Raw genomic sequence first — 23,449 nt, 5'->3', positions numbered from 1 at the left:
CATGGGTTTGGGGCCAGCAAGTACCCTTAAATACGTGGCTTTAAACAGAATTGTGCTCTTCTATGGCTTTACTCCGATCGCGGACCCGGACGCCGTCCGGCTCTGGCAGCGCGCCCTGTGCGAGAAGCTCGGCCTGACCGGACGCATCCTTATTTCAAAGGACGGCATCAACGCCACGGTTGGCGGGGAACTGAACAACGTCAAGCAATATGTGAAGACCACCAAGGAATACAAGGGCTTCCACAGCATCGACTTCAAATGGTCCGAAGGCGGCGCAGACGACTTTCCGAGGCTCAGCGTCAAGGTTCGCGATGAGATCGTGTCCTTCGGCGCCCCCGGCGAACTGAAGGTGGATGAGAACGGCGTCGTCGGCGGCGGCATACACCTTCAGCCTGAAGAGCTTCACGCACTTCTGGAGGAAAAGAAGGCGGGCGGACAGGATGTGAAGTTCTTCGACGGACGCAACGCCTTCGAAGCCCAGATCGGCAAGTTCAAGGACGCAATTGTTCCTGACGTCGCCACGACCCACGACTTCATCAACGAACTCGACTCGGGAAAATACGACGACCTCAAGGACCAGCCTGTCGTCACCTACTGCACCGGCGGAATCCGCTGCGAAGTCCTTTCCAGCCTCATGGTGAACCGCGGTTTCAAGGAGGTTTACCAACTCGACGGCGGAATTGTCCGCTACGGCGAAACGTACAAGGACCAAGGCCTGTGGGAAGGCTCCTTGTACGTTTTCGACAAGCGCATGCACCTGGAATTCAGTGAGGAAGCCAAGACCATCGGCCAATGCGTCCGTTGCCAGGCACCCACCAACAAGTTTGAAAATTGCTCCAATCTGAGCTGCCGCAACCTCACGCTTTATTGCGCCGAGTGTGCCTCGAGCCCGGAAACGTTGCGTTGCCCGGAAGGCTGCGCAGCTTAGGTCCGGTCATTAGATCCGGCTCATGCGGTACGCGAAGTTCGCCGGCGCTTTCGCGGTGATCGTGATACCCAGGACGGCGTCCGTCTCCAGCTGCAGGACTTTGACCCGTGTGGTGCCGCACCGCAGCGTCAGCGCGATGAGGATTTCGCTCCCGTTTCGCACGGTGAATTCGGCGCTGCGGGCACCTCGGCACGCCAGCGTCACCGAGTACGTGCCCCCGGGAAGCTGGGTGGTCTCTTCGTCGCGGGACTCTCCGGCGGACAACAGGCCGAAGCTGCTATAGAAGGACAGCCCGTTCACGTCCGGAAGCACGTCCTGCGCCCAGGCCTTCAGCGCATCGCCCGTGACGGTTCGTCCCAAGGCAGGGTCGCGGGTCAGTACCGGATCCGTGATGGCCGGCGACGGCGGACTGCTCACCGGCGCACGGCCGTCGTCGTAGGTGTATTCGCACGACGCCACGGTGCCGCACGCGAGCACACTGCACAGCACGACGGCGGGAATCGCCGACCGCGTCGTCGGTACTTTCAGGGCGCCTACCCACCCCATGATCCGACTCTACGCCGCGCTGCAGCCCGGGAACGAGGGGCGGTTACGAAGCCGGTACCAGTTGGTACGCGTATATCACCGGCGCATCTACGCTGCTGGCGCTGATGCTCAGGGGCCCGGCCGATGGAATCTTGATGCGGGACGTTTCCCGGCTGCCATTGCATGCAGCCCCGGCCTCGGTGATCCGCGTACCGCCCGAGGAAACGTCGAAGAATGCCTTACCGCCGCCGTCGCAGGCAACAGTCAAGACGTAGCTCCCCGCAGCGACGCTGGCAAAGTTCTTGACCAGGGGGTCGCGGTTCGCGATTTTCCCGGAGTCCTCCACGACGACCCCGGCTGACGAGGGCATGGTGGTCGCCTTCCACGCGGGGATGTCGGCGTTGGAGACAGACCCCCCGGAGGAGCACGCCGTCATCGCCAGGGTGGCTGCGCCAATGACCAAAAGCGCAGCGCGACGCCAAGTGGAGGGGTGAAATGCCATGATTCAACGCTACCTGCTCGAACGCCTCCCGGCCGACGCAGCCACCGACGACACAGCCACCGACGACGCAGGAACCAGCGAGACCCGCCAGCCGCAGCCCCAATAGACTTGCACAGTGACTGATCCCGTAACGCCCGCCATCTTTGGTACCACCCCAGCCGGGCTCGACGCTCCCCGCAGCGACCGTCCCGAGTTGCTCACAGCGCTCGCCGACGACCTGCGGAACGTCGGGTACACCGTGGACGGCGTGGCAGGACTTCTCGGGGAGTCCGCGCACGCGGCCCTCGCCCGGGATCAACTCATCCCTGCGCTCATCGTCACCGAACCGGCTGCCCTAACGGCAGACCCGGCGACGGACCGCGCGAAAGCCGCGCTCGCCGTCGTCGTGCGCTTGTGGCTTCTCGCTGTACCGCAAACCGAAGGCGACCTCGACGCCGCCCTGCCGCGCGTCCGTACCTCGGGCCTGATGGAGCTTGGCTTGGTGGAGAAGAACGACGGCGGCGCTGTCGCCGCCAAAGTGGACTTGCGGCCGTACGGTTGGGACGGCGACTCCGGAGCGGGCAACAGCGGCAGCGGCGGCGCCGAACTGTGGGTTTCCAGCGATCTCGCCGCCCACCAGCAGCCCGGCGTGCTCCGGCATGACCACGTGCTGGGCATCGGGCAGGCCTCCACCACGCTTGTCCAGACCACCATCCGCCGGCACTCGAAGCGCGCCCTTGACCTCGGGACGGGCTGTGGAATCCAGACTTTCCACCTGCTGCACCACTGCGAGCACGTCACGGCCACGGATATCTCCGAACGGGCCCTCGCGTTCACCCGCTTTAATCTGATGCTCAATGCGGAGGCCCTGCACCTTGACCCCGCTGATCTCGAATCGCGGGTGAGCTTGCGGCTGGGCTCGCTCCTGGAACCCGTGGCCGGTGAGACTTTCGATCTGGTGGTGTCCAATCCGCCTTTCGTCATTACGCCGCGAAGTGCCGGCGAGCACTCTTCCGAACAGTTCACCTACCGCGACGGCGGGCTGCCCGGCGACGACATCGTCGCCAACCTCGTCCGCACGCTGCCCGACGTCCTCGCGCCCGGCGGCACGGCGCAAATGCTCGGCAACTGGGAGATCCCTGCGGGCAGCGGCTGGAGCGAGCGGCCCGCGTCGTGGCTCGCAGGGTCCGGCACGGAGGCGTGGTTCATTCAGCGGGAACAGGTGAGTCCTGAGCTGTACGCGGAGACCTGGTTGCAGGACGCCTCCGAGGGCCGCGACCGCGACCTCTACCGAGATGCCTACGCCGCCTACCTGGAGGATTTCGCGTCCCGCAACGTGGAGGCCATTGGTTTTGGAATGATCTGGCTGCGGCGGCCGCTGACTGCGGGAGCTGCACCCGCCCGTTTCGAGGAAATCACGTATCCCATCGAGCAGCCCATCGGTCCGCACCTTGCCGCCGCGGTCGAACGTGCCGACTGGCTGGGCACCCACGAGCTCTCCGACGCCCACCTGGTGGTGGCTGAGGACGTGACCGAGGAACGCCACCAGCGGCCCGGCGCCGAACACCCCGGCGTCATCCTGCTGCGCCAGGGCGCGGGGCTGCGCCGGACGAATCTGCTGAGCACCGAGCTTGCCGGCTTCGTGTCGGCATGTGACGGCGAGCTGTCCGTCCACCAGCTGATCGGCGCCTTGGCCGCCCTCCTGGGTGGAGGAGACGACTTCGACGACGACGCCTTCCGCGCCGGGTTGCTCTCCGACGTGGGGAATCTGGTCCGCGATGGCTTCCTGCTTCCCGTGGCATAGGACAAATGCGGCGGCACCGGCGGATAAACTGTTCCGGTGAATGAAGACAACGGGGTATCCACAGGGCTGGCATCCCCGAAGCGCCGGAAACGGCCCGAGAAGACGGTAGAGATCACCGACCCCAAAGCGATCCGTGCGCTTGCGCATGCCGCCCGGCTGGAGGTCATCTCGGAGCTGTATTCCACACAGCTGAGCCGTACGGCCACGGAGCTCGCCGCGCAGACCGGGCTCACGCCGAGCGCCATGAGCTACCACCTGAGGGCCCTCCAGAAATGGGGGATCGTGACTGCCGCGGACAACGAGGGCGACGCGCGCGAACGCCGTTGGAAGGCCGCGGGTTCGGACTTCACCATCAAATCCGGCGGCAACGCTCCCAGCCCGGAGATCGCCGTCGTCGAACTCGAACTGGACGCCTTCCGGCGTCGGGCGACCGCATTCACCCGGGCCCGTGGCGAGCGGCGCCAGCGCGGCGAGGCCGCGAATGAGGCAGCGGCCATGGTGTTATCGAGCGATCTGCTTTACTTGACTCCGGAACAGCGGACGGATCTCAAGGCCAAATTCCAGGAACTCATCAGGTCATATGAACTCGAAGATCCCACGCGGATTCCCGAGGGAGCGGTGCGAATCGCTACGATGTGGTCGATGATTCCGGACGACCGGACGCCGTCTTCAAGCTAGTCCCCACCGCCACCCTAACCTCGCAAGTCCCCACCGGCTCCCAGCCTTCGCAAGCTCAGGCAGGGGCCCTCGCCGGTGGGGCCCCACGGCCAGGGAACCCTGGCGGCGTGGGCCCAGGCTCACTGTTCCTCCACAGCAGCTGTGCACATGAAAACGCACGATTCTGCAAAATATGGTGAACTAGGCCAATATGGGCACGAGCCCAAGCAATTCATTTTTCTGTAGGAGAACCGTGCCCAGCAAGGCAAAAACCGGCAAGAAACTCGTGATCGTGGAGTCTCCGGCCAAGAGCAAGACCATCGCCAAGTACCTGGGCGAAGGCTTCATTGTCGAGGCCTCGATCGGTCACATCCGCGACCTCCCGCAGCCCTCGGACCTCCCTGCAGAACTGAAGAAGACCTCGGTGGGCAAGTTCGCCGTCGACATCGAAAACGACTTCAAACCGTATTACGTGGTGTCCCCGGACAAGAAGAAAAAGGTTGCCGAGCTCAAGGCCCAGCTGAAAGACGCTGACGCGCTCTATCTCGCAACCGATGGGGACCGCGAGGGCGAGGCCATCGCGTGGCACCTCCTGGAGGTCCTGAAACCCAAGGTTCCCGTCTACCGCATGACTTTCGGTGAAATCACCAAGGAAGCCATCCACCGCGCCATGGACAACCTGCGCGACGTCGACAGCGCCCTCGTCGACGCCCAGGAAACGCGCCGCATCCTGGACCGACTGTACGGTTACGAAATCTCCCCGGTGCTGTGGCGCAAGGTTGCCCGTGGCCTGTCCGCCGGCCGGGTGCAGTCGGTCGTGACCCGTATGGTGGTCGACCGCGAACGCGAACGCATGGCGTTCAAGTCCGCTTCGTACTGGGACCTGACCGGTCAGTTCGGCACCGGCTCCGCGACTTTCAAAGCGAAGCTCGCTGCCGTGGACGGCGCGAAGGTAGCCAGCGGCCGCGACTTCAACGACGACGGCGTCCTCACCTCCGCGAACGTGGTCCACCTCAACGAGGAACTCGCGACGTCGTTGGCCGCCGGGCTGGAGAACGCGGACTTCCGCGTCCGCTCAGTCGACACGAAGCCGTACACCCGCCGTCCCGCGGCGCCGTTCACGACGTCGACCCTTCAGCAGGAAGCCGGCCGGAAGCTGCGCTTCTCCTCCAAGAGCACCATGCAGATCGCCCAGCGCCTGTATGAAAACGGCTACATCACCTATATGCGTACAGACTCGTCCGCATTGAGCGACGAAGCCCTGACGGCCGCACGCCGCCAGGCGTCCGAGCTGTACGGTCCCGAGTACGTGCCGCAGTCTCCCCGCGTCTACGCCAACAAGGCAGCCAACGCACAGGAAGCCCACGAAGCCATCCGACCCGCGGGTGACTCCTTCCGCACCCCGGCCCAGGTGGCCAACCATCTGAGCGGCGACGCATTCCGCCTCTACGAACTCATCTGGAAGCGCACCATTGCCTCCCAGATGGCTGACGCCAAGGGCTCCACCGCCACGATCCGCCTCGGTGCGGTGGCTGCCGATGGGCGCGACGCCGAATTCTCGGCCTCCGGAACCGTCATCACCTTCCCGGGCTTCCTCGCGGCCTACGAAGAAGGCAAGGACGAGAGCCGCGGCGACGACGATTCCGACGAAGCCCGGCGCCTGCCCAACGTGGCGAAGGACGATTCCCTCACGGCTTCGGAAATCGTTGCTGTTGGCCACGAGACCTCGCCCCCGCCGCGTTACACGGAAGCATCGCTGACCGCGGAACTGGAAAAGCGCGGCATTGGCCGTCCGTCCACCTACGCGTCCACGATCTCCACCATCCAGGACCGAGGCTACGTCCGGAAGCAGGGGTCTGCGCTGGTCCCCAGCTGGATCGCCTTCTCGGTGATCCGCCTGTTGGAGCAGCACTTCACCGACTACGTGGACTACGAATTCACGGCCGACATGGAAGGCGATCTGGACAAGATCGCCAACGGGCAGGCTGTCGGCGCCGCCTGGCTCAAGCACTTCTACTACGGTGAAGACGCCGATCCCGGCCTGCTGAGCATCGTCAACAACCTCGGTGAAATCGATGCACGCGAGATCAACTCGGTGCCGATTGCCGAGGGCATCACGCTGCGCGTCGGCAAGTTCGGCCCGTACCTGGAAAGCTCGATCCCCACCGTCGACCCCAAAACAGGCGAAGTCGTGGAGGCGGCGCGTGCCAACGTCCCCGAGGACCTCGCTCCGGACGAGCTCACCGCGGCCAAGGCCGTGGAGCTCATGGAAACGGCTGCCCCCGAGGAACGTGTCCTGGGCACGGACCCGCACACCGGGCACACCATCGTGGCCAAGAACGGCCGCTACGGTGCCTATGTCACCGAGATCATCCCGGAGATGACGGAAGAGCAGCTGGCAAACCAGCCGGTGGAATACTACAAGAACGGCAAACCCAAGCCGCCGAAGAAGCCGGTCAAGGCCAAGCCGCGCACAGGCTCGCTTTTCAAGTCAATGTCCGTTGACACGATCACCCTCGATGAAGCCATTCAGCTCATGAGCCTGCCCCGCGTCCTCGGCGAGGACGCCGAGGGCAACCCCATCACGGTGCAGAACGGCCGCTTTGGGCCTTACTTGAAGAAGGGCACGGACTCGCGGTCCATCGGATCCGAGGAAGAGATCTTCACGATCACCCTGGAACAGGCACTGGAGATCTACTCCCAGCCGAAGCAGCGTGGTGCCCGTGCTGCCGTGCCGCCCCTGGCCGAGTTCGGTCCGGACCCGGTTTCGGAGAAGAACATCGTGGTGAAAGAAGGCCGTTTCGGCCCGTACATCACCGACGGCGTAACCAACATCACCGTCCCGCGGGCCACGTCCCTGGAGGAGCTGACCCGGGAGCAGGCAATCGAGCTGCTTGCCGAGAAACGCGCCAAGGGCCCCGTCAAGCGGACCGCCACGGCCCGCAAGGCGCCTGCGAAGAAGTAGTTCCGTTTGCCGAAATCGTGGGTGTGGGTCGGGGGCTGCGTTCTGGAACGCAGCCCCCGGCCCACACCCACGTGCGGGGTTTCTGGGGTTTCCACATAGCTCGATTGACTGCTTCTGCGCGCTCCGCTGTTCGCCGAAGCTTGAGCAGTGAACAGTTACGGAAACATTGACTCTGTTGTCCCCGTGGACCCACTAGCGGAAATTTGGGATCGGTTGGAACCGGCGAAAGCCCCTATGGCTTCAGCGCCCGCGCGTCCGGCACGCGCGGCCGTCCCAGCGCTCACAAGCTCGGGAGCGCCCTTGCTTCCCCTGCATGGAAACATGTGGAGGACAGAGGAATTGCTGTCCCAAGGACTGAGCAAGCGATGGATCAATGCGCACCTCCGCTCCGGCTCACTGGTGAGGGTCCGCACAGGCGTCCTTGTCCGTGGCAGCTTCTGGAATGGGCTTTCGGACGATGGCCGGGAACGCGGTCAACTGGCGGCGTATTGCCATCGGACCCTCCGCGTTACGGCGGACGGGTTGACCTTCAGCCACACCTCCGCCGCACGTCTGCACCGTTTGTACTTGTGGAAGGCTGATCAGTTGATCCACGTCATCATCCCCTACCACGCAGCTAGTGGATCCCATGCTGCAGACGTCAGGGCTCATTCAGGCCTCCTCCTCCCCGGGCAACGGATCGAGATTGATGGACTTCCGGTGACATCACTTGACCGGACCGTTCTGGACTGCGCGCAGATACTGAACTATCGGCAGGGCCTGATTCTCTTGGACCACGGTTTGAGGCGCGGATGCAATCGCGAGTGGTTGGAGTCAGCGTGCGCCAATCTGGTCGGTGCCCGGGGAGTCACGGCGTTCCGAAAAGCCCTGGCCTTCGCTAACCCATTGTCCGAATCCCCAGGGGAGACATTGACCCGCGACGCGATCGCCAAGCTCGGATTCCCGGATCCCGTGCTCCAGTTGCGGGTTCGGACACCTCGTGGCGCTTACCGGTTCGACTTCGCATGGCCGCACCTTCGGGCTGCGCTCGAATTCGACGGCAAGGCAAAATACTTCGACTACAAGCCAACTGCGGAAGTGATCTTCGAAGAACGGCAAAGGGAGAAGCTGCTGACTGAGCAGGGCTGGCGGATCCTGCGCATTGATTGGAAGGACCTTTTCGACGAACGCGGCCTGAAAGTACGTCTGCTCACGCTTCTTCGGGGCTGAGATCGTGGGCCCGGGCCGAGGACTACGTTCCGGAACGTAGCCCTCGGCCCGGACCCACGATCTCGGCGGGCGAGCGGGCCGGGAGCGGGGCACGGGCGGACCGGGAATTGCTTCGAGCAGGGGAACCGTGATCGAGTGGAACCATGACAGATCAGCCTGCAGCCCCGGAATCCCTGCCTTTGAACGACCTCGAATCCAAGCTCGCAAAGGCCGGGCAACCCGACGCGAACCCGGTGGACGTCATCCTGGCCTTCCTGAACAACGAGGTCTACATCCTGAGCGCGGACTCCTTGGATAAGCCTGACGCCGCCGTGGAGCCACTTGTCCTCGCCAACTCGGAGGGCCAGCCTGTCCTCGCGGTGTTCAGCCACCCGAGCCGCGTGGAAACACACTTCCTCGAGGCAGCGCCCAACGTCCTGGGCACCCACGGTTCTGCGATCCTGGACAGCATCGGCGACGAGCTGGGCCTGGTAATCAACCCCGGCAGCGAGCACGGCTTCGAGATGGGCCCGGAAGGCATCGCCAACGTCCGCCGCGACTTCACCCGCGCCGAGCCGGCCGCCGCCCCGGCCGCCGAGCCGGCCGCCGACGAAGCCGCTGCCCCGGCCGAAGAAGCCGGCACCGACGGACCCCAAGACTAATTGACTACCTGCCGGTACGAATCGGCGGTCGTACTTGCTTCACACGCTTCGAATCGGGGAATAATGGCAGAATGCGTCTTGGCGTCCTAGACATCGGTTCCAACACCGTCCATTTGCTTTTGGTGGACGCGCATCCAGGCGCACGCCCGGTCGCGTTTGCCTCCCACAAGCGACCACTTTCGCTGGTTCAGTTCCTGGACGCCGAAGGTAACATCAACGACGCCGGCCAACACGAGTTGATCGAGTTCGTCCTCGAAGCGTGGGAGTTCGCGGCCCGCCACAAGGCCGAGGACCTCCTGGCTTTTTGTACTTCGGCCATCCGCGAAGCCACCAACGGCATCGAAGTCCTTGCCCGGGTGAAGCACGAAACCACCGTGACCCTGCAGGAACTGACCGGCAGCGAAGAGGCCTCCATGACGTTCTTCGCGGTGCGACGCTGGTACGGCTGGGGGGCCGGGCCGATCCTGGACCTGGACATCGGCGGCGGCTCCTTCGAAATGGCGTTCGGCCAGGACGAACTGCCCGAGCTGGCGGTGTCAGTACCGCTTGGGGCCAGCCGCTTGACCAGGGACTGGCTCCACAATGACCCGCCCACGGCCAAGAGCGTCAAAGAGCTCCGCAAGTATATCCGCCACACGCTCAAGCCCGTCGTGCGTGAGTTCAAGCAATTGGGCCGGGCCAACCTGGTGGCCGGAACCTCCAAGACCTTCCGTTCGCTTGCCCGCATCGCAGGCGCGGCCCCCAGCGGGGCCGGCCCTTATGTCAAGCGCGAACTCCATGCCACGGACCTGGGACTCTGGGCGCAGCGGATTTCGGCCATGACCGTCGAGGACCGGCTGTACCTCCCGGGCGTCTCGGATGCGCGGGCAGCACAGATCCTTGCGGGTGCCCTCGTGGCCGAGGCCGCATTGGAAATGTTCGAGTTTCCCAGCATGGAGATCTGCCCTTGGGCATTGCGCGAGGGACTGATCCTGCGCCGGCTCGACCAGCTGATCTTCGACGGCCCGCTTGCTCCGGCCCCGCATGTGGGGCTCGGAGGTACGGTACCGGTACGACGCCTAGGCGCCAACACCGAAACGGCCGCGCCCGCGGCAGTATCTACACCAATCCCCATCGCCGGGAGGCAGGCCAACTAACATGAGCACCGACGTCGAGCACTCCGAAGAAGACACGCCGAGGATCCCGGTGGCGCTATCCAGCGCTTCTGTCTATCCGCTCAGCGTCCATGACGCCTTCGCCGTGGCCCAGGACCTGGGGTACGACGGTGTCGAGGTGATGGTGACCAACAACGCCACCAGCCAGAACCCGGATGCCCTCATCCAGCTAAGCCATCGCTACGAGCAGCAGATCGTCTCCATCCACGCGCCCACCCTGCTGCTGACCCAGCAGGTTTGGGGCCCGGCATGGAACAAGATCGAGATGTCCTGTCAGATGGCGCGCGAGGTCGGCTGCAACACCGTGGTGGTCCATCCGCCGTTCCGGTGGCAGTCGAACTATGCGGAGAACTTCGCTGCCGGCGTGCGCGAGATCGCCGCGATGTACCAAGTGCACATCGCGGTAGAGAACATGTACCCGTGGCGAGTGCGCGGCCGGGAGGCGCTCGCTTACCTCCCGCACTGGGATCCGATGGGGCAGGATTACGACGACGTCACCTGGGACTTCTCGCATGCGGCCACCGCGGGGGCCAACAGCCTTGAGGCGATACGGGCGCTCGGGAGCAAGCTGCGTCACGTCCACCTCACGGACGGTTCGGGCTCGGGCAAGGACGAACACCTGATCCCCGGTTACGGGACCCAACAGTGCGCCGAGGCGCTGCAGTATCTCGCGTCCAACGGCTTCGAGGGCACGGTGGTTGCCGAGATCTCAACGCGCAAGGCCAAGGCTGCTGGTGAACGCGAGGAGTGGCTCGCCGAAACGCTCCGCTTCGCGCGCCAGCACTTGGGGGCGCCGCTCGTGGGAGCCTTCGAGATCTAGGATCCTTAAACGAGAAAGCACCGGCGGCCGATACGGGAAAATGGGGGGAAACCCGTTCGACCACCGGTGCTTGTGGCGGACATCCCCATGCCCGCCTCATCACTCGCACCCTCAATGAGGTAACTACTAAGTTACGCAGCGATATTGGGTGCAGCCTGCAATAACCTTGGGAACTAGCTGGGAATCCCGGGCCCTACGGGGAACCCTGGAACTGGTTCGGCAGCGGCGCAGCTGAACTGGCATTATGGAGCCATGAGCAACCGAATCGCATTCCTTGGCTGTGGGTCCATGAACGAGGCCATCCTGGGTGGCCTGTTGGCCGCCGGCACGGATCCCTCTGACGTCGTCGCCACGGTACGTCGAGCAGAACGCGCCGCCGAACTTGCTCAGCGACACCATGTGATGACCATCGCCGGCGCCGAGGAGCCAGACAACAACAAGCTGGCCACGAAGGGCGCTTCGGTTGTCATCCTGGGTGTCAAACCTGTGGGAATTGCCGATCTCGCCCGGGAGATCTCGCCATCGCTTGCCAAGAACACCATTGTGATCAGCGTTGCCGCAGCCGTGTCCATCGCCCAGCTGGAGGCAGCCCTGCCGGCGGGCCAGCCTGTCATTCGCACGATGCCCAACACGCCTGCCAAGCTCGGCCGCGGGGTGGTCTCCGTTTCGCCCGGAACCAACTGCACGCCCGAGCAGCTCCAGCAGGCCAAGGACATCCTCTCCGCCGCCGGCACTGTCGTGGAAATCCCCGAGGAACAGGTGGATGCGCTGTCCGCCATCAGCGGCTCGGGCCCGGCGTACGCGTTCTACCTTGCCGAGGCCATGGCGGCCGCCGGCGTCGAACTTGGCCTTGACCCTGAGCTCTCCCTCATGATTTCCCGCGAGACCGTGGCAGGCGCGGGTTTCATGCTTGCCGAGCCTGGAGCCGACCCGACCGCGCTCCGCATCGCAGTGACCAGCCCCAACGGCACCACGGAACGCGCCATTGCGGCATTCAACGAGGGCGGCCTTCCCGCGATCATCGCCGACGGAGCCCGGGCAGCCGCGGCCCGGGCCGCGGAAATCACGCAGCAGCTCGCCTAGCGTCGCCCCAAGGTCAGTTACGGCCGCGCCGCGAACCGTTCCAGCAGGTCCACGTGCCCGGACACAATCAGCATGTCGCGGCCAGAAACCTTCGTGTCCGGCCGGGCGTAGGTGAAGTCCTCGCCCGGGGACTTCACCCCGACAATGGTCACGCCGTACTTGGACCGGACCTTGGATTCATCCAGTGTGAAGCCCACGGTTTCCTTGGGCGGGTACATTTTCACGATGGCAAAATCGTCGTCGAACTCGATGAAGTCCAACATGCGCCCCGACACCAGGTGTGCCGCACGGACGCCGGCGTCGGCCTCGGGGTAGATGACATGGTTGGCGCCGATGCGCGTGAGGATCTTGCCGTGCGAGGCCGTGATCGCTTTCACCCAAAGGTGTTCGATGCCCAGGTCCACGAGGTTCACCGTGATGAGCACCGAGGACTCGATTGACGTTCCCACACCCACCACGGCAGAGCTGAATTCCTGCGCGCCGAGTTGGCGGAGGGCATCGATATTGGTGGCGTCCGCCTCGACTACGTGGGTCAGCACGGAAGCCCAATTCTGGACGAGCGTGCGGTCCCGCTCGATGGCCAGGACTTCGCGTCCCTGTTTGACGAGCTGCTCGGCGGTGGCTGCACCGAATCGGCCCAAGCCGATCACCAGGACGGGCGCGTTGTGCGCCGGCCGGTTGGGGGCGCCTGTTGAATTAGCCAATGATCGGCCTCTCTTCCGGATAATGGAATAGCTGCCTGCGCTGGCGGAGCGCCAGGGCGGAGGCAAGGGTTATGGTGCCGATGCGGCCGGCGAACATGAGGGCGGCGAGGACGTAGACCCCCGACGGCGGCAGTTCGGCGCTGAGGTTCGTGCTGAGTCCCACGGTTGCAAAGGCTGAAATGGTTTCGAAGAGCACCCGGTCCAGGCTGGCGCCGCTGATGGCCAAGAGCAAGAATGCGGATGCGCACACCAAGGTGGCACCGGCGACGATCACCGAGATGGCTACCCGCATGGTGCCTTCCGGGATCGTGCGGCCGTAGACCTTGACGTCGTCGTCGCCCCGGGCCTCAGCGACGATGGCGAGGAACATGACCGCTATCGTGGTCACCTTGATGCCGCCCGCCGTCGACGCCGAACCACCGCCGGCGAACATGAGCGCGTCCGACAACAGCCTGGTGGTTGAATCCATGTGGCCCTGGTCGACCAGGTTGAAGCCACCGGAGCGCGTCATGACCGAGGCGAAAATGGAATGCGTGATCTTGTCGCCGACGCTCATGTTGGCGATGGTGTTGGTGTTGTCCCACTCCATCAAGGCCCAGAGGGCTGCGCCGGCGACGAGGAGGATCAGGGAAACCTGGATGGTCAGCTTGGTGTGGAGGCTCCACTTCTTCCAATTGAAGCCGTGCTGTCGAAGCACCAGCATCACCGGGAAGCCGAGGCTGCCGAGGAATACGCCAAGCATGAGCGGCACAAGAATCCACAGATCGGTCTCGTAGGGCACGATTCCGTCGGAATGCGGGGTGAAACCGGCATTGTTGAAGGACGAAATCGAGTAGAAGGCCCCGTGCCAGACGGCCTGCCAGAAGTCCTCGCCGAGTGTCAGGAACCGGGGAATCATCGCGATGGCCAGGACGGCTTCGATGGTCACGGAGGTCGAGATGACGATCCGCAACAATGTACCCACTTCGCCCAAGCGTCCGGCGTTGTTCATGGCCTCCTGGGCGATGAGTTTGCCCCTCACGCCCAGCCGTTTGCTGACCATGAGTGCCAGGAGGGATGCGAGTGTCAGGGTTCCCAATCCACCCACGAAAATGCCCACGAGAATCACGAGCTGGCCGAAGAAGGTCCAGTGCGTCGCCGTCGACACAACCGTCAAGCCTGTGACACAAACGCTGGAAACAGCGGTGAACAAGGCCTGGTGGATCGGAGTGACCGCACCGTCGGCCGATGCCGCCGGCAGGGAAAGCAGGCCGGTGAAGAAGAGAATCGCGAAGACGTACGCCGTGAGCGCCAATCGCGCCGGTGAGGAGTTGGCGATGTTGTCGATGAAGTCGCGGATACCCGTGAAAATCCACAGGCCTCCCCGCTCCGGCTGGACGGTTTGCCAGCTGGCCGGGTCTCGGGACCTCGACTGGCTCTGAGTCATGGCAGTGCTGTTCGCTTCTGGTCGATTGATTCTGCTTTCCTGAGTAGTAAACCACTAATCGCCCGCCGTAACGGGGCAGGTGCGTTCCCGCCGCTCGGGTAGCCTGTCATTGATGACTTCCTGGGCAGGCCTCCGTCCGTCCCCGCTGCCAACGACGGTGGCGTGGGATCCCGCCATGACCGCATACAATTTCGGTCCCTCGCATCCGATGGCCCCCGCGCGGCTTGAACTGACGGCCAGGCTCGCAGCGGCGCTCGGACTCTTCGAGTTGGAGCATGTGTCCGTCCAGGCGCCCGAGGTCGCGTCCGACGTCGAACTCCAGGCAGTGCACAGTGCCGAATATGTCGCCGCAGTGCGGCGTGCAAGCGAAGACCCGACGACGCCGGACCCCGAACGCGGGCTCGGCACCGAAGATGATCCGGCATTTGCCGGCATGCACGAAGCCAGCGCCCGGCTTGCCGGAGGGTCGTTGCTCGCGGCCGAGGCGATCCTGTCCGAGACCGCGGTCCGCGCCGTCAACTTCGGCGGCGGCATGCATCATGCCTCCCGTGGGCGTGCCAGCGGCTTCTGTATCTATAACGACGCCGCACTCGCCGTGCAGAGGCTGCTCGACGGCGGTGTCCGCCGGGTCGCGTACATCGACGTCGATGCCCACCACGGCGACGGCACCCAGAGCATCTTCTGGAACGACCCGAGGGTCCTGACGATTTCCCTGCACGAAAGCGGCCTCTCGCTGTTCCCCGGAACGGGATTCGCCAACGAGATCGGCGGCCAGGACGCACTCGGCACAGCCGTCAACGTGGCACTGCCTGCGTGGACGGGCGACGCCGGGTGGTTGCGCGCGTTCCATGCCGTGGTGCCGCAACTCGTTCAGGCGTTTGAACCGGAAGTCATCGTCAGCCAGCATGGCTGCGACTCCCACAAACTCGATCCCCTCACTCACCTCAACCTGAGTGTGGACGGCCAACGCGAGGCGGCCACCGCCGTCGCGGGCCTCGCCGCCAGGTTCTGCGAAAACCGTTGGATCGCCACCGGGGGAGGGGGGTACGACATCACGGGAGTGGTACCACGCACATGGAGCCACTTGATAGGCATCGTGGCCCAACACCCCGTCCAGCTGACGGCTCCGGTCCCGGAGGCTTTCCGGAGCTATGTCCGGGAAAAGTACGGGGAAGCGGTACCGGAATTCATGGGCGACGGCGTCGACACCTGGTGGCGTTCGTGGGAGGTCGGGTACGACCCCGCGGATGCCGTGGACCGCACGATCATCGCCACCCGCAAGGAGATTTTCCCGCTCTACGGACTGGATCCCTGGTTCGACTGATGCGTGTTCGACCAGCCGGCGCAAAGCCGAGGGCAACGCCACGCGCACATGCGAAATAGTTGATGCCTTTTGGCGTATATGTCGCTAGGGTGGGAGGCATGGTGACTGACGACGTATTTGCCGTCATTGCTGAGGCAACCCGGCGTGACATTCTGGTTTCCCTCCGCTCTGGGGACAAGGCTGTGGGGGAACTGGTGGAGGAGCTCGCCGCGAGCCAGCCCACCATTTCGAAGCATTTGAAGGTACTCCGCGAGGCGGATCTCGTCAGCATGCGCGCACAGGGACAGAAACGCTATTACGCGTTGAACCCGAAGCCGCTCGCCGGGGTTGCCAACTGGCTGGAGACGTTCGACGTCGGACCCGCCAATGCTGCAGCCGAAGCCGCCACGCCGGCACGCAGCCCCCGCACACGTTCGGTTGGCCAGCCGGGAGCGGCGGGCCAGCAGGGCGCCGCGCGGACCCAGCCCGACGGCGAGCCGCTCGCTTCTCCGGCGAGCACCGACGTCGAGCGCGCGCCTGAAACCGTTCCCGCCTCCGGAGCTGTTGCCTCCGCCGCAGGAGCCGACGACACCAGGCCGCAGCAGATCGGCCGCACAGTTGGCCGTGCCGCCACCAAGGCTGCGGACCTCTTGGCGAACCTGCCGAACCTACCCAACCTGCCGAAGTTCGGGCGGAAGAAGTAGCAGCAAGCCGCGGTGATCCCGCTTTTCGACTGGCCTCTGCCCTCAGCGCTGCCCGGTCGTAATCGGTTCAGATGGAGACTGCCGCGCGTCTGATGGGAGCATAAGCGGGATCGTACGCAGACCCGCCCCTCGGCGCTGAAGTTTTAGGAAGTCACATGGATTCGAGGCTGGAAGCAGTCCGGGACACCGTCTTGGCGCGGAACCCGGGCGAGCTGGAATTTCACCAGGCTGTTACGGAGGTCTTTGAAAGCCTCGGCCCGGTACACGACAGGCACCCGGAATTCCTCGAAGGCGCCGTCCTTGAGCGCCTGTGCGAACCCGAGCGCCAAATCATCTTCCGCGTCCCCTGGACCGACGATGCCGGCCGCGTTCACGTCAACCGCGGTTTCCGCGTCGAGTTCAATTCAGCCTTGGGCCCCTACAAAGGTGGGTTGCGGTTCCACCCCTCGGTCTACCTGGGCATCGTCAAGTTCCTCGGCTTCGAACAGATCTTCAAGAATGCCTTGACAGGCATGCCGATCGGTGGCGGCAAGGGCGGCTCGGACTTCGATCCCCGTGGCCGCTCCGACGCCGAAGTCATGCGCTTTTGCCAGTCCTTCATGACCGAGCTGTACCGCCACATCGGCGAATACACTGATGTTCCTGCCGGCGACATCGGCGTGGGAGGCCGTGAGATCGGCTACCTGTTCGGCCAGTACAAGCGCATCACCAACCGCTACGAGTCGGGCGTCCTCACAGGCAAGGGAATGTCGTGGGGCGGCTCCTTGGTCCGGCCGGAAGCTACTGGTTTCGGCACGGTCATCTTTGCCCAGGAGATGCTCAAGACCCGGGGCCAGTCCTTCGATGGCCAACGCGTCGTGGTCTCCGGTTCGGGCAACGTCGCCATTTACGCCATCGCCAAAGCCCAGGCCCTTGGCGCCACAGTGGTGGCCTGCTCCGATTCCGCCGGGTACATCGTGGACGAGGCCGGAATCGATGTCGCGCTGCTCCGCCAGATCAAGGAAGTCGAACGGGGCCGCCTCACTGAATACGCGGAGCGTCGCCGGGGTGCCAATTATGTGGCCGGCGGCTCGGTCTGGGACGTCAACGGCACCGTTGCACTGCCGTGCGCGACGCAAAACGAGCTCGACGGCGAGGCCGCGGCCAAGCTCGTCAGCAACGGTCTGCTGGCAGTCGCGGAAGGCGCCAACATGCCCTCTACCCGCGAAGCCGTTGCGGTTTTCCAGGATACGGGCATCCTGTTTGCCCCGGGCAAGGCGGCCAACGCCGGTGGTGTGGCGACGTCGGCGTTGGAGATGCAGCAGAACGCCAGCCGCGATTCCTGGTCCTTCGAACACACGGAAGCACGCCTTACGGAAATCATGGTGGGCATCCACGATCGTTGTGCCGAAACCGCGGAGGAATATAGCGCGCCGGGCAATTATGTCCTCGGTGCCAACATCGGCGGCTTCGTGAAGGTCGCAGACGCCATGTTGGCTCAGGGCCTCATCTAGGCCCCAACTGACTGGCAGTAGGTGTCGTTTAGAGGGCCGAAAACGACACCTACTGCGAGTTACTTGGGCAGCCCGACCTAGCGCTGCAGCAGGCGCACGTGATCCGGGTTCAGTTCCGAGATCTTGGTGACTCCGAGCAGGGCCATGGTGCGTGCCATGTCCTTCTCCAGAATCTGGAGGGTGCGGTCCACGCCTGCCCGGCCGCCGGCCATGAGCCCGTAGAGGTAGGCGCGGCCGATCAACGTGAAGTCGGCGCCGAGGGCCAAGGCCGCGACGATGTCGGCGCCGCTCATGATCCCCGTGTCCAGGATGATGGCTGCGTCGCTGTTATCCGCTTTCAGTGCCGCGGAGATCTCCGGAACGAGGTGCAGCGGAATCGGCGCCCGGTCCAGTTGCCGCCCGCCGTGGTTGGAGACCACGACGCCGTCCGCGCCGTGGTCCACCACCTTGCGGGCGTCTTCCACCGTCTGGATGCCCTTGACTACAAGCTTGCCCTTCCAGGTTTCGCGCAGCCAGTCGAGGTCCTCGAAGGTCAGGGTGGGATCGAACATGGAGTTGATGAGCTCGGCCACGGTTCCTGTATAACGGGAGAGCGAGGCGAAGGTCAGCGGCTCGTGCGTCAGGAAGTTGAACCACCATGCGGGCCGGTACGAGGCATCCAGGACCGTCTTCAGGGTGAGCGCCGGCGGAATGGTCATGCCGTTCCGGACGTCCCGCAGCCGGGCGCCCGCGACGGCGGTGTCCACCGTGACCATGAGGGTGTCGTTTCCTGCCTTGGCGGCGCGCTCGATCAGTTCCAGGGAACGGTCCCGATCGGTCCAGAGGTACAGCTGGAACCAGTTGCGGCCGTTCGGAGCCGCGGCGGCCACATCCTCGATGGAGGCAGTGCCCATCGTGGAAAGGGTGTACGGAATGCCGGCTGCTTCGGCCGCCTGCGAGCCCGCGTACTCACCCTCGGACTGCATCATGCGGGTGAATCCCGTCGGAGCGATGCCGAAAGGAAGCCGGGATTCCTTGCCCAGGATCCCGGTCCTGAGGTCAATGCTGGAGACGTCGCGCAGGATTCCGGGCCGGAACTCGATGTCCTGGAACGCCTGGCGGGCCCGGCGAAGCGTGATTTCCGCCTCCGCTGCACCGTCCGTGTAGTCGAACGGTGCCTGGGGAGTGCGTCGCTTGGCCATGTCCCGCAGTTCCCAAACGGTGGATGCGCGGCGCAGCTTCGCCGCGTTGCTGAACTCGGGCTTCTTGAACTTCATGAGCGGCGCCAGGTCGGCGTATTTGGGTACCCGGCGCTTGAGCGCTGCGGGGCGCCCGACGGCGGTGGAGGCGTTCGCGGGCGCCTCAAGGGAAGGGGCGTTGCTCGGCTGGACGGTCTGCGTCATGGTGCTGTCTCCAGTGTGCTGGTGTGGTTAGACCACACTCTATGCCATGTGGTCCGACCACATCAACTACTATTTATCCATGCGAACGCACGAGCTCGTCCTGAGTTGGATCGAAAAGCAATTGTCCGAGGGACGATTGGTGCTTGGGGGACGGCTTCCCGCTGAGCGAGCTTTGGCCGAGCAGTTGGAGGTCTCGCGGACGTCGGTCCGCGAAGCCATCCGCATCCTGGAAGCCATGGGCGTGGTGCGGGCAGGTGTCGGCTCCGGCAAGGATGCCGGGACTGTGGTCATCGCGGAACCGGCCACGGCCCTCGGCTCCGCGCTCCGCCTCCATGTGGCCACGCAGCATTTGCCGATCGCCGACATCGTGGAGACGCGGGTCCTGCTCGAATCATGGGCGGTGTCACGCGCCAAGGCCGACGCCCCCGAACTCGGGGAAGCAGCGAGGCTCCTGGCCGAAATGGAGGCGAGTTCCGCCGTCGACGACTTCCTCGCGCTGGACGTCGCCTTCCACCTGGCGCTGGCGGAAGCCGCCGGAAATGCGGTGGTGAGCACCATCATGGGATCGCTCCGGGAAGCGATTGAGGGTTACGCCGCGGCGCTCACGGCAAACCTGCCGGATTGGGATAGCACCGCACGGCGCCTGAGGTCCGAGCACCGCGCCATTTTGGCGGCGGTGAACGACGCCGACGGCGGCCGGGCAGCGACCCTCATTGCCGAACACATCTTGGGGTACTACCGGGAGGCAGGGCTGGGGCAGATCCCTGCGGAACCTAGGCCTTGACGGGTCCGGTGCTGCCCCGGAGTTCAATACGCGGCGGGAAGTAGTTCGTGGGGGAGGCGGCGTCGTTGGTCTGGATCTGCTCCCGCATGCGGCGCCACGCAAGGTCTCCGAGGTCGGAGATCGGCACGGCTGCGGTGGTCAGTGGAGGCATGGTGTACCGGGCGAAGGGCATGTCATCGAAACCGGTGAGCGACAAGTCTTCCGGCACGCGGATCCCGCGCTCGCTTAGTCCGCTCAAGAGGCCCATCGCCGCGACGTCGTTGAAGACGAGTATCCCTGTGGCACCGCATGAGGCGACCGCATCGCTTGACTCGAACCCGGCGTCGAACGTGTTGCCTCCGGGAATGAACTGCAATTCGATGTTCGGGAATTCGGCCGTGAACTTCTCAAGCCCGCGGAGGCGCTGCACGTTGGACCCGCTGCGGTCCGGTCCCGTCAGGTAGGCCAGTTTGCGATGGCCCAGCTCCACCAGATGGGCAGCGAGCTCCTGGATGCCTTGGCCGTAGTCCACCACGAGGCTGGGAGTCGGCACCGACTCGGTGGTCCGGTTGATGAGGACGAGCGGATAGAGCGTGGGGGCGAGTTCCTCCAGTTCCGCGTCGCTCATGCGGGGGGCGCAAAGAACGACGCCATCGCATCGCCTCCGCGCTTCCCCGGCGAGGATCGCTTCTTCGCTGGAGACCTCGGAGGAGTCCGCGATCAACACGCGGTAGCCGTCGCGGGCCGCGGCAATACTGAGTCCGCGGAGAATGGCCTGGAACGTGGGGTTGGACAGGTCCGGCACCACGATTCCGATAGTGTCGGTTTTTCCCAGGGCCAGGCTGCGGCCCACCGGGTTCGGCTTGTACTTCAGCTCCAAGGCGGCTGCGCGCACGCGAGCGGCAATGTCCGCGTCCACGGTTGTATTTCCGTTCATGACGCGGGAAACCGTGGCATGCGAAACGCCGGCCATGGATGCCACATCTGCGATGCCCACCCGCCGGGTGTTCCTTCTGCCTGGCATGGTTTCCTTCCTTGAGCTGCGGCCGCCCTGCTCCAACGCGGCGCCAACAATTGTTCTGAGGTGAAGTTTATAGTGCGTGGGGAAACGGTTTCCCTTGATGTCGTTGCATTTCGATTTGCGGGCATCCGGAGCCTGACGCTATGGTTTGGCTATGACTAACCGTTGGTATGCGTATTTTTCGTTGGCTCTGGAGGGGCCCGCGTCTAACTGACACGCATCCAACTTTCCTTCAGAGCCAGCAGGGCAGAGATTATTCTCTGCCCTTCGCCATTTCCAGGCGGGCTCTGAGTAGGGTCCGCACCTTTTCGGAACAGGACCCCTTTCATGACCAGCATCGCAGCAGAGCCCAGCACACATAACGTCGACGTCGAGAATGCCGGCGCCCAGTCGACGTCGAACCTTCGCGTCAGCCGCTTCGAGCCGCTCCCCACGCCGCAGGAAATCAGCGCCGAACTGCCGCTCGACGCGAGGTCCGCCGCCGTCGTCGAGCGCGGACGCGATGGGGTCCGCGCCATCATGGACGGCGTGGACGATCGCCTTCTGGTGATCGTGGGCCCGTGCTCCATCCACGATCCGAAGGCCGGCCTTGAATACGCACGCAGGTTGGTCAGCCAGGCGGAGAAGCACAAGGAAGACCTTCTGATCGTCATGCGGGCATACTTCGAGAAGCCGCGCACCACGGTGGGTTGGAAGGGCCTCATCAACGATCCCCACTTGGACGGCAGTCATGACATTGCGGCCGGGCTTCGTGCTGCGCGTGGATTCCTGCAGCAAGTCACGGCCCTCGGCTTGCCGACGGCCACCGAGTTCCTGGAGCCCATCAGTCCGCAATACATGGCCGACCTTGTGGCGTGGGGCGCCATCGGTGCACGGACCACCGAAAGCCAGATCCACCGCCAGCTCGCCTCCGGTCTGTCCATGCCGATTGGCTTCAAGAACGGGACCGACGGCGACCTCCAGGTAGCGATCGATGCCTGCGGTGCCTCTGCCGCACCCCAGGCGTTCCTGGGGATCGACGGCGATGGCCGCGCCGCCCTGGTGGCGACTTCGGGCAACCCGGACACGCACGTGATCCTGCGCGGTGGCCGCAAGGGTCCTAACTACGCCGCCGACCAGGTTGCTGCCGCCTCGGAGAAGCTTGGAGCGAAGGGGCTGAATCCGCGGCTGATCGTTGACGCGAGCCATGCCAACAGCGGTAAGAGCCACCATCGCCAGGCCGAAGTCGCCTTGGAAATCGGTGCGCAATTGGAAGACGACGTTGATTCGCCGATCGCGGGAGTCATGCTGGAGAGCTTCCTTGTCGGCGGGGCGCAGAACCTGGATGTGGAGCGGCAGTCGGCTGGCGAGCAGGAGCTGGTGTACGGCCAGAGCGTCACCGACGCCTGCATGGAATGGGACGTCACGGTGTCGGTCCTGAACCAGTTGGCGGCCTCGGCCCGCAAGCGTCGGACCGCCGCCTCCAACTAAAGGAAACGTAGCCTCCACTTGGCCGAAAGACTTTCACTTTGGTACCAGCAGCCTCTAGAGTATCTAGCACATGGTTGTTTGATGGCTCAGCATCGGCACACCAGGTAATGAATGCTGGGGTTCGCCGCTAACCGCTGAGAGCAAAGGAATATGGAGAAATGTCCGCAGAGACTAACTTCTCGAACGCGCGTTTCATGACAGTGGCTGAAGTTGCCGAAGTCCTCCGGGTTTCCAAAATGACCGTGTACCGTCTGGTCCACTCGGGAGAATTGCCGGCCGTCCGATTTGGACGATCATTCCGTGTCCCCGAAGATGCAGTGAGCCAGTACCTCAAGGGCGCGGTCGTCGACGGACACTCGGAGACGGCTTGAGTCTGGCTTGGTCTCCAAAGGGCCAGCGGTCATTGGGTGCCCCCGATAGGCGGTACCCTGTTAAGGAACGTTTTACGTCATTGTAAGAATCTGTCAGTTGTAAAGTCTGTTGCTCAGTTCAAGGACCTCACCCAGCAGACAGAGTCTCAATCTAGTTTGGTTAGGAACTTACGTGGGTTCAGTTATTAAGAAGCGCCGCAAGCGTATGGCAAAGAAGAAGCACCGCAAACTGCTTCGTAAGACCCGCCACCAGCGTCGCAATAAGAAGTAGAGATACTTCCTACAGCGTGAATGCCCGTTGCCTCCCGAGGCGGCGGGCATTTTTGCATCATCCCCCGGAGACGCTCGCTCACGTATGTGGGTCGTTTTGATGACGCTCCCTCTTCGTCAAGCTGGTTGTGAGTCATTCATTACCTGTTGATTGAAGGAGCCGGCGATGGCCGTTGATAGCAAGGGTTTTACGCGGGAAGAGATCCGTGAGTTCATGCATGAGTATTATTTGCAGCCGCACGGGACGAGGAAGGTGTGGCTTGCCTCGACGTCCG

Annotated in this window: 22 protein-coding genes; 16 read left to right on the top strand and 6 right to left on the bottom strand. The window is 64.1% G+C overall.

The window, feature by feature from the left end; genetic code table 11:
• Positions 1-34: 34 nt before the first annotated feature.
• A complete protein-coding gene (locus AB0O52_RS17965; protein WP_364540314.1) occupies positions 35-928 on the top strand; it encodes a rhodanese-related sulfurtransferase in 894 nt (297 codons plus the stop codon).
• A gap of 9 nt (positions 929-937) precedes the next feature.
• Here AB0O52_RS17965 and AB0O52_RS17960 read toward each other — a convergent pair whose 3' ends face one another.
• Together AB0O52_RS17960 and AB0O52_RS17955 are read right to left on the bottom strand one after the other, a co-directional pair.
• The gene (locus tag AB0O52_RS17960; RefSeq protein ID WP_364540311.1) at positions 938-1,474 is read right to left on the bottom strand and encodes a hypothetical protein; all 537 of its coding nucleotides are present in this window, start codon (positions 1,472-1,474) and stop codon (positions 938-940) included.
• A 43-nt stretch (positions 1,475-1,517) separates the two neighbouring features.
• Entirely contained in the window at positions 1,518-1,955 is a 438-nt protein-coding gene (locus AB0O52_RS17955) for a hypothetical protein (RefSeq protein ID WP_364540308.1), read from the bottom strand.
• A gap of 115 nt (positions 1,956-2,070) precedes the next feature.
• Between AB0O52_RS17955 and AB0O52_RS17950 the strand changes: the two genes are divergently transcribed.
• From AB0O52_RS17950 to proC, 8 genes are all read left to right on the top strand, one after another.
• Complete coding sequence (locus tag AB0O52_RS17950; protein ID WP_364540305.1) at positions 2,071-3,738, top strand: methyltransferase; 1,668 nt, start codon at positions 2,071-2,073, stop codon at positions 3,736-3,738.
• A gap of 36 nt (positions 3,739-3,774) precedes the next feature.
• Entirely contained in the window at positions 3,775-4,416 is a 642-nt protein-coding gene (locus AB0O52_RS17945; RefSeq protein WP_364540301.1) for a winged helix-turn-helix domain-containing protein, read from the top strand.
• 232 nt (positions 4,417-4,648) lie between these two features.
• Complete coding sequence (gene topA / locus AB0O52_RS17940; RefSeq protein WP_364540298.1) at positions 4,649-7,360, top strand: type I DNA topoisomerase; 2,712 nt, start codon at positions 4,649-4,651, stop codon at positions 7,358-7,360.
• Positions 7,361-7,681: 321 nt separating this feature from the next.
• Positions 7,682-8,569, top strand: a complete 888-nt coding sequence (locus AB0O52_RS17935) for a hypothetical protein (protein WP_364540295.1) — start codon at positions 7,682-7,684, stop codon at positions 8,567-8,569.
• Between the two features lie 143 nt (positions 8,570-8,712).
• Positions 8,713-9,210, top strand: coding sequence for an SseB family protein (locus AB0O52_RS17930; protein ID WP_364540293.1), 498 nt, complete (start codon positions 8,713-8,715; stop codon positions 9,208-9,210).
• Positions 9,211-9,281: 71 nt separating this feature from the next.
• Entirely contained in the window at positions 9,282-10,346 is a 1,065-nt protein-coding gene (locus AB0O52_RS17925) for a Ppx/GppA phosphatase family protein (RefSeq protein WP_364540291.1), read from the top strand.
• 1 nt (position 10,347) lies between these two features.
• Positions 10,348-11,184, top strand: a complete 837-nt coding sequence (locus AB0O52_RS17920) for a sugar phosphate isomerase/epimerase (RefSeq protein ID WP_284754077.1) — start codon at positions 10,348-10,350, stop codon at positions 11,182-11,184.
• A gap of 252 nt (positions 11,185-11,436) precedes the next feature.
• Positions 11,437-12,267 (top strand): pyrroline-5-carboxylate reductase, encoded by an 831-nt coding sequence (proC, locus tag AB0O52_RS17915; protein WP_364540287.1) that lies wholly within the window; start codon positions 11,437-11,439, stop codon positions 12,265-12,267.
• Positions 12,268-12,284: 17 nt separating this feature from the next.
• Here proC and AB0O52_RS17910 read toward each other — a convergent pair whose 3' ends face one another.
• Positions 12,285-12,971 (bottom strand): TrkA family potassium uptake protein, encoded by a 687-nt coding sequence (locus tag AB0O52_RS17910; RefSeq protein WP_059389511.1) that lies wholly within the window; start codon positions 12,969-12,971, stop codon positions 12,285-12,287.
• Positions 12,964-14,397, bottom strand: coding sequence for a potassium transporter TrkG (locus AB0O52_RS17905; protein ID WP_364540284.1), 1,434 nt, complete (start codon positions 14,395-14,397; stop codon positions 12,964-12,966). Before AB0O52_RS17905 ends, AB0O52_RS17910 begins: the two co-directional genes overlap by 8 nt.
• Before the next feature lie 112 nt (positions 14,398-14,509).
• Here AB0O52_RS17905 and AB0O52_RS17900 point away from each other — a divergent pair, with 112 nt between their 5' ends.
• The 3 genes from AB0O52_RS17900 (at position 14,510) to gdhA (ending at position 17,897) form a co-directional block, all read left to right on the top strand.
• Positions 14,510-15,721 carry an acetoin utilization protein AcuC gene (locus AB0O52_RS17900; protein WP_364540282.1) on the top strand — a complete coding sequence of 404 codons (1,212 nt, stop codon included), beginning with the start codon at positions 14,510-14,512 and terminating at the stop codon, positions 15,719-15,721.
• A 98-nt stretch (positions 15,722-15,819) separates the two neighbouring features.
• On the top strand, positions 15,820-16,404 hold the full coding sequence (locus AB0O52_RS17895; RefSeq protein WP_364540279.1) for a metalloregulator ArsR/SmtB family transcription factor: 585 nt from the start codon (positions 15,820-15,822) through the stop codon (positions 16,402-16,404).
• A gap of 155 nt (positions 16,405-16,559) precedes the next feature.
• A complete protein-coding gene (gene gdhA, locus AB0O52_RS17890) occupies positions 16,560-17,897 on the top strand; it encodes an NADP-specific glutamate dehydrogenase (RefSeq protein WP_364540276.1) in 1,338 nt (445 codons plus the stop codon).
• 77 nt (positions 17,898-17,974) lie between these two features.
• On the opposite strand, the gene AB0O52_RS17885 is transcribed toward gdhA, so the two are convergent.
• Entirely contained in the window at positions 17,975-19,153 is a 1,179-nt protein-coding gene (locus tag AB0O52_RS17885) for an alpha-hydroxy acid oxidase (protein WP_364540453.1), read from the bottom strand.
• A gap of 205 nt (positions 19,154-19,358) precedes the next feature.
• Between AB0O52_RS17885 and AB0O52_RS17880 the strand changes: the two genes are divergently transcribed.
• Positions 19,359-20,063 carry an FCD domain-containing protein gene (locus tag AB0O52_RS17880; RefSeq protein WP_364540273.1) on the top strand — a complete coding sequence of 235 codons (705 nt, stop codon included), beginning with the start codon at positions 19,359-19,361 and terminating at the stop codon, positions 20,061-20,063.
• Here the strand turns inward: AB0O52_RS17880 and AB0O52_RS17875 are convergent.
• Positions 20,053-21,066, bottom strand: a complete 1,014-nt coding sequence (locus AB0O52_RS17875; protein WP_364540271.1) for a LacI family DNA-binding transcriptional regulator — start codon at positions 21,064-21,066, stop codon at positions 20,053-20,055. The genes AB0O52_RS17880 and AB0O52_RS17875 overlap by 11 nt on opposite strands.
• A 324-nt stretch (positions 21,067-21,390) precedes the next feature.
• Here AB0O52_RS17875 and AB0O52_RS17870 point away from each other — a divergent pair, with 324 nt between their 5' ends.
• The 3 genes from AB0O52_RS17870 (at position 21,391) to AB0O52_RS17860 (ending at position 23,175) form a co-directional block, all read left to right on the top strand.
• A complete protein-coding gene (locus AB0O52_RS17870) occupies positions 21,391-22,533 on the top strand; it encodes a 3-deoxy-7-phosphoheptulonate synthase (protein WP_364540268.1) in 1,143 nt (380 codons plus the stop codon).
• Between the two features lie 158 nt (positions 22,534-22,691).
• Positions 22,692-22,904, top strand: coding sequence for a helix-turn-helix domain-containing protein (locus AB0O52_RS17865; RefSeq protein WP_059389516.1), 213 nt, complete (start codon positions 22,692-22,694; stop codon positions 22,902-22,904).
• 172 nt (positions 22,905-23,076) lie between these two features.
• On the top strand, positions 23,077-23,175 hold the full coding sequence (locus AB0O52_RS17860; protein ID WP_003792170.1) for an AURKAIP1/COX24 domain-containing protein: 99 nt from the start codon (positions 23,077-23,079) through the stop codon (positions 23,173-23,175).
• The last annotated feature ends 274 nt before the right edge of the window (positions 23,176-23,449 follow it).

It is taken from the genome of Arthrobacter sp. NPDC080073, from assembly GCF_040686575.1.
Lineage (GTDB): Bacteria > Actinomycetota > Actinomycetes > Actinomycetales > Micrococcaceae > Arthrobacter.
This window is presented reverse-complemented; position numbering and strand designations above follow the sequence as displayed.